This window comes from Photorhabdus laumondii subsp. laumondii (assembly GCF_003343245.1).
Taxonomy (GTDB): Bacteria; Pseudomonadota; Gammaproteobacteria; order Enterobacterales; family Enterobacteriaceae; genus Photorhabdus; species Photorhabdus laumondii.
The window spans coordinates 3,575,698-3,591,135 of record NZ_CP024901.1 but is presented as its reverse complement, the minus strand read 5'-3'; the positions used below and the strand labels follow the sequence as shown (position 1 = coordinate 3,591,135).

Annotated in this window: 11 protein-coding genes; 8 read left to right on the top strand and 3 right to left on the bottom strand. The window is 43.7% G+C overall.

Annotated features, from left to right (window positions below; genetic code table 11):
• Positions 1-4: 4 nt before the first annotated feature.
• Complete coding sequence (nuoM, locus tag PluTT01m_RS15890; protein WP_011147295.1) at positions 5-1,525, top strand: NADH-quinone oxidoreductase subunit M; 1,521 nt, start codon at positions 5-7, stop codon at positions 1,523-1,525.
• A gap of 6 nt (positions 1,526-1,531) precedes the next feature.
• Positions 1,532-2,989, top strand: a complete 1,458-nt coding sequence (gene nuoN, locus PluTT01m_RS15885) for an NADH-quinone oxidoreductase subunit NuoN (protein ID WP_011147294.1) — start codon at positions 1,532-1,534, stop codon at positions 2,987-2,989.
• 182 nt (positions 2,990-3,171) lie between these two features.
• On the opposite strand, the gene PluTT01m_RS15880 is transcribed toward nuoN, so the two are convergent.
• Together PluTT01m_RS15880 and PluTT01m_RS15875 are read right to left on the bottom strand one after the other, a co-directional pair.
• Positions 3,172-4,233, bottom strand: a complete 1,062-nt coding sequence (locus PluTT01m_RS15880) for an alpha-xenorhabdolysin family binary toxin subunit B (protein WP_011147293.1) — start codon at positions 4,231-4,233, stop codon at positions 3,172-3,174.
• Between the two features lie 46 nt (positions 4,234-4,279).
• Positions 4,280-5,506 carry an alpha-xenorhabdolysin family binary toxin subunit A gene (locus PluTT01m_RS15875; protein WP_011147292.1) on the bottom strand — a complete coding sequence of 409 codons (1,227 nt, stop codon included), beginning with the start codon at positions 5,504-5,506 and terminating at the stop codon, positions 4,280-4,282.
• 1,051 nt (positions 5,507-6,557) lie between these two features.
• Between PluTT01m_RS15875 and menF the strand changes: the two genes are divergently transcribed.
• The 6 genes from menF (at position 6,558) to menE (ending at position 13,667) form a co-directional block, all read left to right on the top strand.
• The gene (gene menF, locus PluTT01m_RS15870; RefSeq protein ID WP_011147291.1) at positions 6,558-7,877 is read left to right on the top strand and encodes an isochorismate synthase MenF; all 1,320 of its coding nucleotides are present in this window, start codon (positions 6,558-6,560) and stop codon (positions 7,875-7,877) included.
• A 104-nt stretch (positions 7,878-7,981) separates the two neighbouring features.
• Positions 7,982-9,676: a 2-succinyl-5-enolpyruvyl-6-hydroxy-3-cyclohexene-1-carboxylic-acid synthase gene (menD, locus tag PluTT01m_RS15865; RefSeq protein ID WP_011147290.1), complete on the top strand. Its 1,695-nt coding sequence runs from the start codon at positions 7,982-7,984 to the stop codon at positions 9,674-9,676.
• Positions 9,673-10,509, top strand: a complete 837-nt coding sequence (menH, locus tag PluTT01m_RS15860) for a 2-succinyl-6-hydroxy-2,4-cyclohexadiene-1-carboxylate synthase (RefSeq protein ID WP_011147289.1) — start codon at positions 9,673-9,675, stop codon at positions 10,507-10,509. The genes menD and menH overlap by 4 nt, the downstream gene beginning before the upstream one ends.
• Positions 10,451-11,308: a 1,4-dihydroxy-2-naphthoyl-CoA synthase gene (gene menB / locus PluTT01m_RS15855; RefSeq protein WP_011147288.1), complete on the top strand. Its 858-nt coding sequence runs from the start codon at positions 10,451-10,453 to the stop codon at positions 11,306-11,308. The genes menH and menB overlap by 59 nt, the downstream gene beginning before the upstream one ends.
• Complete coding sequence (menC, locus tag PluTT01m_RS15850; RefSeq protein WP_011147287.1) at positions 11,308-12,279, top strand: o-succinylbenzoate synthase; 972 nt, start codon at positions 11,308-11,310, stop codon at positions 12,277-12,279. The genes menB and menC overlap by 1 nt, the downstream gene beginning before the upstream one ends.
• A complete protein-coding gene (menE, locus tag PluTT01m_RS15845; protein WP_011147286.1) occupies positions 12,267-13,667 on the top strand; it encodes an o-succinylbenzoate--CoA ligase in 1,401 nt (466 codons plus the stop codon). Before menC ends, menE begins: the two co-directional genes overlap by 13 nt.
• A gap of 83 nt (positions 13,668-13,750) precedes the next feature.
• Here menE and PluTT01m_RS15840 read toward each other — a convergent pair whose 3' ends face one another.
• Positions 13,751-15,193 (bottom strand): catalase, encoded by a 1,443-nt coding sequence (locus PluTT01m_RS15840; protein ID WP_011147285.1) that lies wholly within the window; start codon positions 15,191-15,193, stop codon positions 13,751-13,753.
• Positions 15,194-15,438: the final 245 nt, after the last annotated feature.

Sequence of the window (15,438 nt, the reverse complement as noted above, 5' to 3'; positions counted from 1 at the left end):
CGCCATGCTATTACCTTGGCTAATTCTTATGCCCTTCATCGGTGGCCTGTTGAGTTGGCAGGCTGAACGCTTCGGTACCCGTGTACCGCGTTGGATCGCGTTAATTTCGATGGGGTTGACTCTGGTGCTCTCTCTGCAACTGTGGTTGCAGGGGGGCTACACCTTGGCGAATCCGCAAGGGATCCCTCAATGGCAAGAAGAATTTGTTATGCCGTGGATCCCACGTTTTGGCATCAGTATTCACCTTGCTCTGGATGGCTTATCGCTGCTGATGGTGGTGTTGACTGCACTACTGGGGCTGATGGCTATTCTCTGTTCATGGACGGAAAATCAGCCATATCAGGGCTTTTTCCACTTGAACCTGCTGTGGATCTTGGGTGGTGTGATGGGGGTGTTCCTCGCTATCGACATGTTCCTGTTCTTCTTCTTCTGGGAAATGATGTTGGTGCCGATGTACTTCCTGATTGCACTGTGGGGGCACCGAGGCTCAGGCGGTAAGACTCGTATCACCGCGGCGACCAAGTTTTTCATTTACACCCAGGCGAGTGGCTTGGTGATGTTAATTGCGATTATGGCATTGGTATTGGTTCACTATAACGGGACAGGCGAGTGGACATTCAGCTATCAAAAACTGCTGAATACGCCAATGTCACATACCGTTCAATACTTGCTGATGCTCGGTTTCTTCATTGCTTTTGCTGTAAAAATGCCAGTTGTGCCTTTACATGGGTGGTTGCCTGATGCACACAGTCAGGCACCAACAGCGGGTTCTGTTGACTTGGCGGGGATCTTGCTGAAAACGGCGGGTTATGGTCTGTTGCGTTTCGGTTTGCCACTGTTCCCGGAAGCTTCTCATGAGTTCACACCGATTGCGATGTGGTTCGGTGTGCTCGGGATCTTCTATGGCGCATGGATGGCATTCAGCCAGACAGATATCAAACGCTTGATTGCTTATACCAGTATCTCTCATATGGGGTTTGTGTTAATCGCGATCTATTCTGGCAGCCAGCTTGCTTACCAAGGGGCAATTATTCAGATGATTGCTCATGGTCTGTCAGCCGCAGGTATGTTTATTCTCTGTGGGCAACTTTACGAGCGCTTACATACCCGTGATATGAATCTTATGGGCGGCTTGTGGAAGCGTGTGCAGTTCCTGCCTGCGTTATCACTCTCTTTTGCTGTGGCGACACTGGGGATGCCGGGGACCGGTAACTTCGTCGGTGAATTTATGATCCTGTTTGGTAGTTTCAGTGAATTTCCGTTAATTATAACGATTTCTGTGTTTGGTCTGGTCTTCGCCTCTGTCTATGCCCTGTATATGATGCAGCGTGCTTACTACGGTGAATCAAAATCAGATGAACCACTAAGACGAATGGATATGCGAGAAGTATCCATTGTAATGGTGCTGTTGATATTACTGGTGGTGATGGGTTTCTACCCACAACCTATTCTTGATACTTCAGCGGCAGCGATGGATAACATCCAGACCTGGTATTCAGCTTCAATTTCAACTACAAGGCCGTAATTCGCCATGACAATAACTCCTCAACAACTGATCGCGCTGTTACCGCTGTTGATCGTCGGATTGACGGTAGTGGTTGTGATGCTGTCCATTGCGTGGCGACGCGATCACTTTATTAACACCACTCTGACCGTGATAGGTTTGAATCTGGCTCTGCTGTCTCTCTATTTTGTCGGACAGCAAGAAGCGATGGATGTCACTCCACTGGTTCATGTGGATCGCTATGCTATGCTCTATATCGGTCTCGTACTGGTTGCAAGCCTGGCAACGGCGACTTTCGCCTATTCCTGGCTAGAAAATTATCCAGATAACAAAGAAGAGTTCTATTTACTGGTGCTGATTGCGACAGTGGGCGGGATTCTTCTGGCTTGTGCAAACCACCTGGCATCATTGTTTATCGGTATTGAGTTATTAACTTTGCCGCTGTTTGGTTTGATTGGTTATGCATATCGTCAGAAACGCTCTCTGGAAGCGGCTATCAAGTACATGCTGCTGTCTGCGGCAGCCTCTTCTTTCATGCTGTTTGGTATCGCGTTGTTATATGCAGAATCAGGCGATCTCTCTTTTGCCGCACTGGGGCATCGTTTGTCTGACAGCTATATCTATCAACCTTTGATACTGTCAGGCTTGGGTATGCTGGTTGTTGGCCTTGGCTTCAAATTATCACTGGTACCTTTCCATCTCTGGACACCGGATGTTTATCAGGGAGCACCTGCTCCGGTCTCTACCTTTCTGGCAACAGCCAGTAAGATAGCGATTTTTGCAGTAGTGATACGTCTATTCGTTGAAGCACCAATGGCGGATAGTGAAGCACTGCGTACGGTATTAACCGTTATTGCAATTGCTTCTATGCTGTTCGGTAACTTGATGGCACTGACCCAGACAAATATCAAACGTCTGCTTGGTTACTCTTCTATTGCTCACTTGGGTTATCTGCTGGTGGCGCTGGTGGCGGTACAGAACCACCAGCTTTCAGAAGAAACGGTCGGTATCTATCTGGCAGGTTATCTGTTTAGCAGTATCGGTGCATTTGGTGTTGTTAGCCTCATGTCCAGCCCATATAAAGGGCCGGATGCAGATTCCCTCTACTCATACCGTGGCCTGTTTTGGCATAAACCTATTCTGTCTGCGGTGATGACGGTGATGATGTTGTCACTGGCGGGGATCCCAATGACGTTCGGTTTTATTGGTAAGTTCTACGTCATTGTGTTGGGTGTGAAAGCGGAACTGTGGTGGCTGACGGGTGCCGTAGTTGTGGGTAGTGCTATCGGCTTGTATTACTATCTACGGGTCATGGTCAGTTTGTATCTGCCTGCGCCGAAAGCGCTTAATCGTGACACACCAAGGAACTGGGCATCGACTGCCGGCGGGATGGTTGTTCTGATTTCCGCATTATTGGTATTGGCGCTAGGTATCTGGCCTCAACCGCTGATTGATGTAATACAGCAAGCGAAAATTATTCTCTAAATAGCCAGTCGGTTGTTACCCATTATTTGGAATATAAAAACCCGGTAAGATTATCCTTACCGGGTTATTGCAAGTTATTGATAACGATCTCTTTTCCCTGAACTGTACTTCATACCTGTTTTATTCGCTAATGGTACTAAATATCTTGTATTGCCTGATGAAGAGTTGGGAGCCAGCCGTATTTATTTCAGCAGAATCCCGCTGTATTGCGATTCCAGATTGTCAAGGTAGTTTAGCTGATCGTGTATGAGTTTAGTCAGGTTTTGCTGACGGGCTTGATCATCTATGGTCTCCTGTAATTGGTTGGCGAAGATGCTCCATACTTGCTCCAGTTTAGTTGCCTGGAGTAATAGAGTGGTACGTTCTTTGTCGATTTTATGCACATCTTCTATACTGGCAATCCGTTGTTCTGCGCCTTTTAATTGGGTTTTTAAGTCGTCGCTATCTTTAGTTAATTGAGCGATTTGTTGATCTAATTTGATCCTGGCATCAGCTAGCTCAACATATTTTAGTCCTGTGGAGATATTGCTCAGAATCTTTTTGGTGATTTCAATTCCTTGTTTGATCGCCTGTTTAATAAGTTCTTTTTTAGGGCTAGCCAGATTCAATTTGTCCAGTTCACTGGCATTGGGAATATAGTCCTTAAACATATCGGCCAGATTATATTGACGGATAATGTTTTGACTTTCGATGAGCTTGTCGCGATCTGGGATTAATTTGGCCTTATCCTGCCCTTTCTTCGTGATATCAGCTTGCAGTTCTTCTTTTCTTTCCTGCTCTTCTTTCAGACGCTCTTCCAGACGTTCTAAAATAACGACATTACGAACATCGGCAATTTTGCTGGTCATTATGTTGCTTTCTTCATGTAAGCTGGAAATGACATTTTTAACATCTTTGTTCAGATTGCGTACTTGCTCTAAACGTGCTTCCAACAGGGTATTTCGTGTCTCGTCATCCAATTCTGAATTTTCCAGAGCAGTATCAATTTCGATGATGGTCTGGAAATAGTCTTGAGGCGGGAGTTGTCTCAGGATAGTTTGTAGTTGAGGTACAGAGGCACGAGCGGCTTCGTCGATATCTCGACTGTATAAGCTTATCCGCAGAGTTTTTTCCTGGATGATTTCAATGCCTGATTTTTGCTGGTGCGTTAAACTCCAGATGTTTTTTACTGCTTGATTCAAAGTTTTTACACTAATTTCTGGATAAGTGATAGTTTTCTGAGGGAAAGTAATGACTTCAGTCATTTTAAGACTCCTTTTTTTCTATAATCCTATGTAATACGGGGAACGATTAGTTATAGCGATGTTTGTATTCTTTCAATGCTTCATCGAAAACCCTGACTAATTGTTTAGCGGAACCTTCCACCTCTTTCCAAGGGTTTATGACTTGCTGGAATTTAGTTATAAAAGAGGTCAAGTTGAGTGCATCGTTAATTTGGGTGAATTTATCTTTAGAAGCATTAATCTGGGTCAGCATGGATTGCCACATGTAATCCAAATGGTTCAGAGCCACTTCTGCATCCAATAAGCGGGTATCAATGTCGCTAAAATCAAGGGATAAACTAGTAATAGATTTTTGTAATGCGCGTTTACCTTTGATGCTCTCTTCCAGGCTGCGTACTTCTTCGATCAGCATGTTTTTACGTTTTCGTACTTCTTCTGCCTTGGAACCAAAAATGCCGCCAGTAATAGCGAGGCCGATCAGTCCCCCTACGATACCGGAGAAAGCCAAGCCTACGAATTTATCGTAGTCTTTCTTGAGTTGGACAATTTCCTCTTTTTTCTCCATGATCTTATCGTCCAGATCTCCGATGCTGACCGACATCTTATTGTCTTTCATCAGCTTTCGCTTATTTTCGACTTGTGGTTGTAAACCTAGCGCAATGCTGCCGTTTGACAATCTGCCGCCAATCAGCTTTAGCTTGAAATCGGATACTTCGGTTTTGACCTTTTCAGTTTTCTCACGCTGTTTTTCAATATCATTTTTCATGGTGTCAAGGATTTCCCCTAGAGCAGATGATACTTCTCTGTCTTCATGGGTGTAGGTGATCCGGGCGAGTTGTTTCTCCGATATTTCTCCTAATCTCCTTTTTATGCGTGTGATAATTGGCATTTCATTAATGATGCTAATGATATTCTCACCTGTTTCGGTGATTTGTTTACCAATAATTTCCAGGTCTATGCTCTGTTGCAGAATATCGTTTTCCACATCGCTCCAGCTAAACGAGTGAGTGCGGATTTCTTCAAACAAAGTGTGAATATCTTCTGGTTCTAATCCGGCGATATCGATCTTTTGATAATCCAAGTAACTCTTCACTTCCTCAAGATTAAAAGGGAGTGATAGACCTTTTTTAACATACAGTTTGATATTAATTAGGTCTTCTTTGGTAAATATTCCTCCGGGGCGTGCAACACCTTCTTGTTTACCAGTCAGTAATTGCAAGGTAGCCGAGGGAATATCTGTTTCGTTCAGTGTTTTTTCCGCTGAAAGTTGAGCTAATAACATATATTTCTCCATTAATGGTTCTTGCTTTATTGAAAAATTATTAAATACATCAAGGCACAACCGAACGTCATAATACTCATGTTGTTAAATTAACGTTGTGTTTTTTATTGAATAATCTGAATTAAAAATACATATATTTGCATGGTTAATTGTTGTAAAAATAGTTTAATTCATGAGTTTTATTAAATAATTGTCTGAATTTTTGTCAATCTTAAATTAAATTATTTATGATTTTGGTATATCTAATATATGAAATTAAATAGTATGAATTTTTATTATTTTAGTAATTAAATGTAAAAACAATCGTTTGCCTTTCTTTTTTATATAGTCTTAAATTTCATTCTTTAATTGATGCTAAGATTATAAATATAAAATATTTTAATGTTATTTTTGTTAAAATCGTTTTAAAACAATTGGTTGTGTTGTTTTTGTGATGTGACGATTATATAATTTCTATATTATTAATTTAAAAGATAGGTAATATGGTTTTTTTATCAAGAATAAGTTAGATGTTTTTTGTTTTGTCATTTATGGTATGTTTAAAAAATAGATGGAATAGCATCCTATTTTCCTTATGTCATTGAATAAAGTTTTTGTTATTTTTAGATCTATATTTTAATTAAAGTCTTAATTGTTTATCTGATGGTTTAAATTAACAAATAAGAAGGATTTTTTTATAATTATATTTGGTTATTATAGAAGTGACATCTGTTTTTTATAGGGTGATTTTTTTAGAATAATAAATGTTTATTCCGTTGTTTATAATAACGGTATTTATTTAGTAAATTTTCCGTAGTAAGTAAAAGAGTCGTTTTTTTATAAATTGCATCGTGAAAATTGATTATGCTAATGAACTTAATATTTGTTATCGGAATGGCTGGGTCTCTGATTTAGCCTGTTTCAGTATTGAGATAAGAGCATATCGCTAACGGAATCGAACAAGCAGCCAACAAAGAGGCAACTTGAAGGATAACGGGTATAACTACATAAATAATCAGGGCTTTAATTATTATTAATGCCCCGTATAATCCTACTTTCTATCATGTCTTTTGAGGCAGAAGTGGTGAATCAAATTGCTAATGTTGTCGCTGATGTATGCAAGACTCTGAATAATAAACAAGTTAGCGAAGTTGGTATCCAACAGATTTCATTTCCTCTGCCAGCAGGTTGCAGCACTTACTGGCTGGAATGGCTGGCAGCGCAGTCTCATTATCCGCAGTTCTATTGGCATCACAGAGAGGGCCATGAAGAAGTCGCCGCTTGTGGGCAAATTCATCTTTTCAGTGATATTGCTTTAGCCGAAAATTTTTTGCAGAGAAACCGTCAGTTTCCACGGATACGGATCTGGGGGCTGAATGCCTGGGATCGGATTCAACCAGCCCGTATTACGCAATCCGATGCAGGGGAAGCAGGTTATCTGTTTTTGCCCCGCATCGAATTACGCCGCTACCGTGACGAAAGCTGGCTGTATTTAAATATAGCTGGCCGGCAGGATATGAAGAATGCACAGGAATTTCTGCAACAATTAGTTCCGCATCAGGAATTCTCTGCATTACAGGCGGTGGTAGTGAACGCGGAGAATGTGCCGGAACGCGCCCGCTGGTGTGATTTGATTGAGCAGGCTTTGGACACTATCACCCATCGTAAGATGGAGAAGGTGGTGATGGCGCGTAAGACACAACTCGAACTGAGTGAATCTTTAGCTGCTGCACAGTTTATGGCAGCGAGTCGCCAGATAAATCACTGTTGTTATCATTTTATGCTAGCTTTTAATCAGCATGAGGCATTTTTGGCGTCTTCACCAGAACGGCTTTACCTCCGTAAGCAGACTCAGCTTTATACAGAGGCGCTGGCGGGGACGGTTGACAATTCTGATGATGCTCAGCAAGCCCAAAAATTGGGGCAATGGTTGCTAGGTGATAAAAAAAATCAGCATGAAAACCTGCTAGTTGTTGATGATATTTGCCAGCGTCTTCAAGGCGCTGTGGTTTCTGTCGATGTTGCTCCGCCAGAGGTGATTCGTTTGCGAAAGGTTCAGCATTTGCGCCGCCGAATTCAGGGAAAACTAAAGAGTGCCAGTGATAGTGATTGTTTGCATCGTTTACAACCAACGGCTGCGGTTGCTGGATTACCTCGTGAAGCGGCGCGTGATTTTATTCGTGATAGCGAGTTATTCAGTCGTGATTGGTATGCAGGGTCCGCAGGATATCTTTCCTGTGAACAGAGTGAGTTTGCAGTTTCACTACGTTGCGCACAAATTAACAACAATTTACTTTCACTGTATGCCGGTGCGGGGATTGTGATGGGGTCTGATCCACAACAGGAGTGGATAGAGATAGAGAATAAAGCTGCCGGGCTGCGCACTTTACTGAAAGGTGAATAGTTAAATCTCCGATTTAATGGCAATTCATTGAACTAGGATAAAGAAATAATTATTTGCGCCGTTAGGCTAATAGTCAGCTTTTATAGAAATTCTTTGAGTAAACTATGTCAAACAGCGCATTTAACCGCCGCTGGGCGGAACTTTTATTGGAAGCTCTTACTCGCCACGGATTACGTCATGTTTGCATTGCGCCCGGTTCACGCTCCACGCCTTTGACAATCGCTGCCGCGGCAAATAACAAACTGATTTGTCATACTCATTTTGACGAACGTGGATTAGGGCATCTGGCACTGGGATTATCCAAAGCAAGCAGAGAGCCGGTTGCTGTTATCGTTACTTCTGGAACCGCGGTGGCAAATCTCTATCCTTCATTAATTGAAGCCAGTTTAACCGGTGAACGAATGGTTTTCCTTACGGCTGATCGGCCACCAGAATTGATGGATTGTGGTGCAAATCAGGCTATTCGTCAAAATGGTATTTTTGCTTCTCATCCATGCCAAACAATTTCTTTGCCAAGACCGACCGTAGATATACCGGCAAGCTGGCTGGCTTCTGTCATAGATCATAGTATGGCGAATTTGCAACATGGAGCCGTGCATATTAATTGCCCATTTGCCGAACCATTATATGGTAATGAAGAGCCTGCTTATGATGAGTGGCAGCAGCAGTTAGGTGATTGGTGGAAAAGTAAAACACCTTGGTTGAGCCAGCCAGTCGCTAAGGTTGTGGCAGAAGTTCCGGATTGGGACTGCTGGCAACAGAAAAAAGGCGTTGTATTGGCTGGTCGAATGAGTGCCGAAGAGGGAGTTAATGTTGCTAAATGGGCAAAGGCATTGAGCTGGCCGCTGATTGGCAATGCGCTTTCACAAACTGGGCAGCCACTGCCTTGTGCCGATTTATGGTTGGATAATCCTCATGTGCAGGAGATTTTAGCGCAAGCGCAACTGGTAGTGCAGTTTGGCTCCAGCCTGATAGGGAAATGCTTGTTACAGTGGCAAGCGAAATGCCAGCCGCAGGAGTTTTGGATTATTGATCCGATACCCGGTCGGCTTGATCCTGCCAATCATCGTGGCAAAAAATTGACCTGTCATATTGCTGACTGGTTACTGGCTCATCCGGCACAGCCGTGCATACCGTGGGCACAATCGTGTACATTGTGGGCAGAAGAGCTCATCGTTTGGTCAGAAAAAGCCGTTAACTGCGTCAGAACTGAATTGGCTGGGAAATTCGGTGAAGCAACGGTGGCCTATCGATTGCGTGAATTACTGCCTGAACGTGGGCAGTTGTTTGTCGGTAACAGCCTGATTATTCGTTTGATTGATACACTGGGACAATTACCGGCGGGGTATCCAGTTTACAGTAACCGGGGCGCTAGCGGCATTGATGGGTTAATTTCTACTGCGGCAGGTGTACAACGGGCAACGGCAAAGCCCACTTTGGCTGTGATCGGGGATTTATCGGCGCTTTATGATCTCAATAGCTTGGCTCTGTTGCGTCATCCTTCCGCTCCAATGGTATTAATTGTGGTAAATAATAACGGCGGGCAGATTTTCTCTTTACTACCCACACAGGAAGAAGCAAGGCAGCGTTTTTACTGTATGCCTCAATACGTTAATTTTGATCATGCTGCGGCGATGTTCGGCTTGAAATATGCCAGCCCACAAAATTGGATGGAATTGCAACAAAGTATTAAACAGGCATGGCAACAAAATGAAACCACACTGATTGAGTTAAAAGTGCCGGATAGAGAAGGGGCTGAGTGTTTGCAACAACTGTTAAAACAGGTGGCTATGTTGTGAGTCTGGTTTGTCGCAAGTTCAACGGTTACAACGACCGCCCTTGGCTGGTTTGGTTGCATGGATTATTGGGCTGTGGTGATGAATGGTTGCCGTTAGTGAATCTGTGTGCTCAACATCCCTCATTGGTCATCGATCTGCCCGGTCACGGTGATTCCACTGACGTGCGGGTAAAAGATCTTCTGGAAATGAGTTGTCTTTTATCTGAAACATTAGCAGAACAGAGAATTAGTCAATACTGGCTGATTGGCTACTCCTTGGGTGGACGCATTGCTATGCATCATGCTTGTTATGGTGATATTCGGGGATTATGTGGGTTACTGATTGAAGGAGGAAATCCTGGGTTATTTTCCCAACAGGAGCGGAATAATCGTCTTGAACACGATAGAAATTGGGCCGGACGTTTTCGTTCTCAGCCGATTGAACAAGTTTTATCTGATTGGTATCAACAGCCGGTTTTTTCTGATCTATTACCTGAACAACGTCAGCAACTGATCAAAGTACGCCGTCATAATAATGGCGATGGTGTGGCTAATATGCTGGAAAATACCTCACTTGGACATCAACCCTGGTTAGTGCCGGTATTGCAACAATTGACGTTACCTTTTGTTTATCTGTGTGGCGAAAATGATAAGAAATTCCAACATTTGGCAAAACGTTGCGCTTTGCCGCTGCAAACCATTCCACGTGTTGGGCATAATGCTCACCGGGCGAACGCAGTGGCGTTTGCCGCGGTAGTAAACCATTTTTTATCACTCTTTAATAAGGAATACGAATATGATTTACCCGAGCGAAGAAGAACTTTATTCCCCAATTGTATGGCAGGACTGCTCTGAAGGGTTTGAAGATATTTTTTATCACAAATCCACCGATGGTATGGCTAAAATCACCATCAATCGCCCGCAAGTACGTAACGCATTCCGTCCATTGACGGTTAAAGAGATGATGCAGGCGTTGGATAATGCCCGTTATGATGACAATATCGGTGTGATTATCCTGACGGGTATGGGTGAAAAAGCTTTTTGTGCTGGTGGTGATCAAAAAGTCCGTGGTGATCATGGTGGTTATAAGGATGACAACGGCATGCATCATCTGAATGTCTTGGATTTCCAGCGCCAAATTCGCACTTGTCCAAAACCCGTTGTTGCTATGGTTGCTGGATATGCGATTGGTGGTGGTCATGTACTGCATTTGGTATGTGATCTGACCATTGCGGCTGATAATGCTATTTTCGGTCAGACTGGGCCTAAAGTGGGCTCTTTTGACGGTGGTTGGGGGGCATCTTACATGGCGCGGATTGTTGGTCAGAAAAAGGCCCGTGAAATCTGGTTTTTGTGTCGTCAATATGATGCTAAACAAGCGTTGGAAATGGGGCTGGTTAATACAGTTGTGCCATATGTGGATCTGGAAAAAGAGACCGTTCGCTGGTGTCGTGAGATGCTGAAAAATAGCCCAATGGCCTTGCGTTGCTTAAAAGCCGCTCTAAATGCGGATTGTGATGGTCAATCTGGCTTGCAAGAGCTGGCAGGTAACGCCACCATGCTTTTCTATATGACAGAAGAAGGTCAGGAGGGACGTAATGCATTTGTTGAGAAACGCCATCCTGATTTCAGTAAATTTAAACGTAACCCATAATGCGTACTGCAACTTTATACCGGTTCAGATTGCCAATGGAGGCCGGTGTTATCCTGCGATATCAGCGGCTTAAAACTCGTGATGGTTTTTTGGTTCACTTACAGGAAAATGGTCAACAGGGATGGGGTGAAATTGCACCATTGCCGGAATTCAGCAAAGAAACAGTTGAACAGGCAGGTGAAGCCGCGGTGGCATGGCTTAGACTGTGGCATCTTGGCGCTGAACCTGATGAAAGTGAATTACCTTCTGTTGCATTTGGGATTAGCTGTGCATTAGCTGAATTACAGGGTAACTTACCGGAAGAGGCTGATTACCGGAAAGCGCCCCTGTGCAATGGTGATCCTGATGAACTGATTGTTCGTCTCAATAACATGAGTGGACAAAAAGTTGCCAAAGTGAAAATCGGGCTGTACGAAGCGGTACGTGACGGCATGGTCGTTAATGTTCTGCTGGAAGCGGTACCGGATCTATCTTTGCGGCTGGATGCTAACCGTAGTTGGAGCCGCGCTAAAGCGGACAGTTTCGCTAAGTATGTCAATCCTGATTACCGCAACCGAATTGCCTTTTTGGAAGAACCTTGTCAAACCTCACAACAATCGCTCGCTTTTGCCCGTGATACCGGGATTGCCATTGCATGGGATGAAAGCGTTCGTGATGAAGGTTTTAACGTAGAGGCACAAGCAGGGGTGACGGCTATTGTGATCAAACCCACTCTGACAGGAAGCCTTGCCCGTTGTTGTCAGTTGATTTCAGCCGCGCACAATGTGGGATTGGAGGCGGTGATCAGCTCCAGTATTGAAACCAGCTTCGGTTTGACTCAGCTTGCCCGTATTGCTCATTGGCTGACGCCAGCGACTATTCCTGGACTGGATACGCTGGAATTGATTCAGTCTCAGTTGGTGCGCCGTTGGCCGGGTAGCACGATGCCAGTAACAAGATTGGACGAGTTAGCAATCGCATGGCGCAGTTAAATCCATTTTCCCAGTGGCCGTGGCGCTACTGGGCAGCGTTTAGCCCTGAAAATATTGCTGTCAAGTTGCGTGATCGGTCCCTAACTTGGCATCAATTAGTTATCTCTTTGGATACCATAGCGGCCAATTTTCGCCAACAGGGGGTAGTTGAAGGTAGTGGCGTAATGTTGCGAGGAAAGAACAGCGAAGAGATGTTGTTTTGTTATCTTGCGGCTTTACAGTGTGGTGCGCGAGTATTGCCACTAAATCCTCAATTGCCTGAAATGCTCTTGGCTGAATTACTGCCACATTTGAATATCGATTTTGTGGCTGATTTCTGTAGTGATAATGTGTCTGTCATAGATGCCAAATCGCTTAATTGGCAAAGTGAACCACTAAATTCTGCTGATAATTCGGTGGAATGGGATGCTATGCGCCCAGCCAGTATGATACTGACCTCCGGCTCTTCTGGATTGCCTAAAGCGGCTGTTCACTCAATTCATGCTCATCTTGCCAGCGCGCAAGATCTACTTTCAGTAATTGAATTTCAGCAACGAGATAGCTGGTTGCTCTCATTGCCGTTGTTTCATGTATCGGGTCAAGGGATCATTTGGCGCTGGCTAATCAAAGGAGCTTCTTTAGTGCTCAGAAATACTCATCTGTTAGATCACGCTTTAGCCGATTGCACCCATGCGTCATTGGTTCCGACTCAGCTTTGGCGGTTACTGGAACAGTCACAAAATCAGTCCCTGAATTTGAAACAAGTGCTGTTGGGTGGAGCAATGATCCCCATTGAATTGACTCAAAGGGCGGAGCAGCAAGGTATTTGCTGTTGGTGTAGCTATGGTTTGACCGAATTGGCTTCAACAGTATGCATTAAACGGGCAGACGATCTTCCCGGTGTCGGTAATCCTTTACCGGGCAAAGAAATTCGGCTGATAAATGAGGAAATTCAGATTCGTTCTGGCAGCCTTGCCAATGGATATTGGCTGGATGGTAAATTACAACCGTTAGCTGATCGTGATGGCTGGTTTCATACCCGTGATCGAGGTGTGATACAAAATGATGAGTTGCGGATACTTGGCCGGATGGATAATCAATTTTTCAGCGGTGGAGAAGGGATTCAGCCGGAAGAGATTGAACGGGTGATTAACACCTACCCGCAGGTTGCACAAAACTTTATTGTTCCCGTACCTGACCCTGAATTTGGTTATCGTCCTGTCGCGGTCATAGATAGTCACTCCACTGAAGTTATCGACTTATTACCGGAATGGTTGATTGATAAACTGGCTGCTTTTCAGCGCCCGGTCGCTTACTATTTGTTACCTCAAAAGTTTAAAAATAGCGGCATTAAAATTTCCCGTCAGCAAATCAAAAAATGGGTGTTGGATTTGCCAAGTTTATATTGAGTTATTTTGATTTGTTTTCGTACTGCCCATTATCACTAATGGAGTCATGGGCAGAGATGGTTAAAAGACAGTGTTGTTAGTCATTACCCTTTGATTTTTTTCAGCGCATTTTCAACACCAGCGCCATATTCTGGATGAACTTTTCTAAATAGCTCAACCTGACGGCGTTGAGTATCTTCATGTGCTTGTGACAGTTCACTGGCAATACGGTCAAACATACGTTGATGCTCTTTACTGTTTATTAGCATAAACAGTTTACGAGGTTGACTGAAATAATCTTCATCTTGACGATGGTTCCAGTGATCGGCATCTCCTTCTAAAGACAATGATGGGTGTTTGAATTCAGGTTGTTCCTGGAACAATCCTGCATTGTTTGGTTCATAAGTCACGGTGTTTCCGCTGTTACCATCGACACGCATTGCCCCATCACGGTGGTAATTATGGAACGGACAACGAGGTGTATTGACCGGAATTTGATGGTGGTTAACGCCAAGACGGTAACGTTGAGCATCACCATAAGAGAACAGACGGCCTTGTAACATCTTATCAGGGGAGAAACTGATACCTGGCACGACATTAGCAGGGTTGAAAGCAGCCTGTTCAACATCTGAGAAATAGTTATCAGGATTACGGTTTAGCTCGAAATAACCGACATCAATCATTGGGTAGTCGCCGTGAGGCCAGACTTTGGTCAAATCAAACGGGTTGTACGGTAACAAGTTAGCTTCTTTCTCTGGCATGATTTGGACTTTTAATTTCCAGCGTGGATAATCTCCTTGCTCAATTGCTGCAAACAAGTCACGTTGAGAACTTTCACGATCTTTACCCACCAGCGCTTCTGCTTCTTCGTCCATCAGGTTTTTAATGCCTTGCTGACAACGGAAATGGAATTTCACCCAGAAACGTTCATTATCTGCGTTGATAAAGCTGAAAGTATGGCTACCAAAACCGTGCATATGGCGGAAAGACTTAGGTACACCACGGTCACTGAAATCAATCGTTAATTGGTGCAGTGATTCAGGTTGATGAGAGAAAAAATCCCACTTATAGGCAGGATTACGTAAGTTAGTGTGGGGATCGCGTTTAACAACATGGTTAAGATCCGGGAACTTCAGTGGATCACGGAGATAGAATATCGGGGTATTGTTGCCGACTAAATCCCAGTTTCCTTCTTCCGTATAGAACTTGAGCGCAAAACCACGAATATCACGTTCAGCATCTGCTGCGCCGCGTTCACCGGCGACAGTTGAGAAACGGGCAAACATCTCGGTTTTTTTGCCTATTTCAGAAAAAATCTTAGCGCGAGTGTACTTAGTAATATCGTGAGTAACCACAAAGACACCATGAGCTCCAGAACCTTTGGCATGCATACGGCGCTCTGGGATCACTTCACGATCAAAATGGGCAAGCTTTTCTAAGAACCAAACATCTTGTAACAACATAGGACCACGTTGACCCGCAGTCATGACATTATTGTTGTCAACGACAGGGGTACCAGCATTCGTTGTAAGCCCTCTCTTTTTCATCACACTTCTCCTGTTTTACATGAAAAAAAACAGCGGAATCGCTGATTAAGAAAAACATTCTGGTCAAATGGCGAAATGCAAATATTGTGTTTTTTTATAATTTATTTATTATTTTCTTGTTTATTGTTTAGAATAAAACTATTTACATAATCAATTATTAAGCAAATGAAATGAAAAATTCACACATATTTAGTAAGTATAGATGATTCATTTCTTTTTGTTGTCTATCGGTTTAGTTGTATTTA

What these genes read in the sequence shown, in the direction of transcription:
- nuoM (WP_011147295.1), top strand. Translation starts at nt 5, where the DNA reads ATGCTATTACCTTGGCTAATTCTTATGCCCTTCATCGGTGGCCTGTTG.
- nuoN (WP_011147294.1), top strand. Translation starts at nt 1,532, where the DNA reads ATGACAATAACTCCTCAACAACTGATCGCGCTGTTACCGCTGTTGATC.
- PluTT01m_RS15880 (WP_011147293.1), bottom strand. Translation starts at nt 4,233, where the DNA reads ATGACTGAAGTCATTACTTTCCCTCAGAAAACTATCACTTATCCAGAA.
- PluTT01m_RS15875 (WP_011147292.1), bottom strand. Translation starts at nt 5,506, where the DNA reads ATGGAGAAATATATGTTATTAGCTCAACTTTCAGCGGAAAAAACACTG.
- menD (WP_011147290.1), top strand. Translation starts at nt 7,982, where the DNA reads ATGTCAAACAGCGCATTTAACCGCCGCTGGGCGGAACTTTTATTGGAA.
- menB (WP_011147288.1), top strand. Translation starts at nt 10,451, where the DNA reads ATGATTTACCCGAGCGAAGAAGAACTTTATTCCCCAATTGTATGGCAG.
- menC (WP_011147287.1), top strand. Translation starts at nt 11,308, where the DNA reads ATGCGTACTGCAACTTTATACCGGTTCAGATTGCCAATGGAGGCCGGT.
- menE (WP_011147286.1), top strand. Translation starts at nt 12,267, where the DNA reads ATGGCGCAGTTAAATCCATTTTCCCAGTGGCCGTGGCGCTACTGGGCA.
- PluTT01m_RS15840 (WP_011147285.1), bottom strand. Translation starts at nt 15,193, where the DNA reads ATGAAAAAGAGAGGGCTTACAACGAATGCTGGTACCCCTGTCGTTGAC.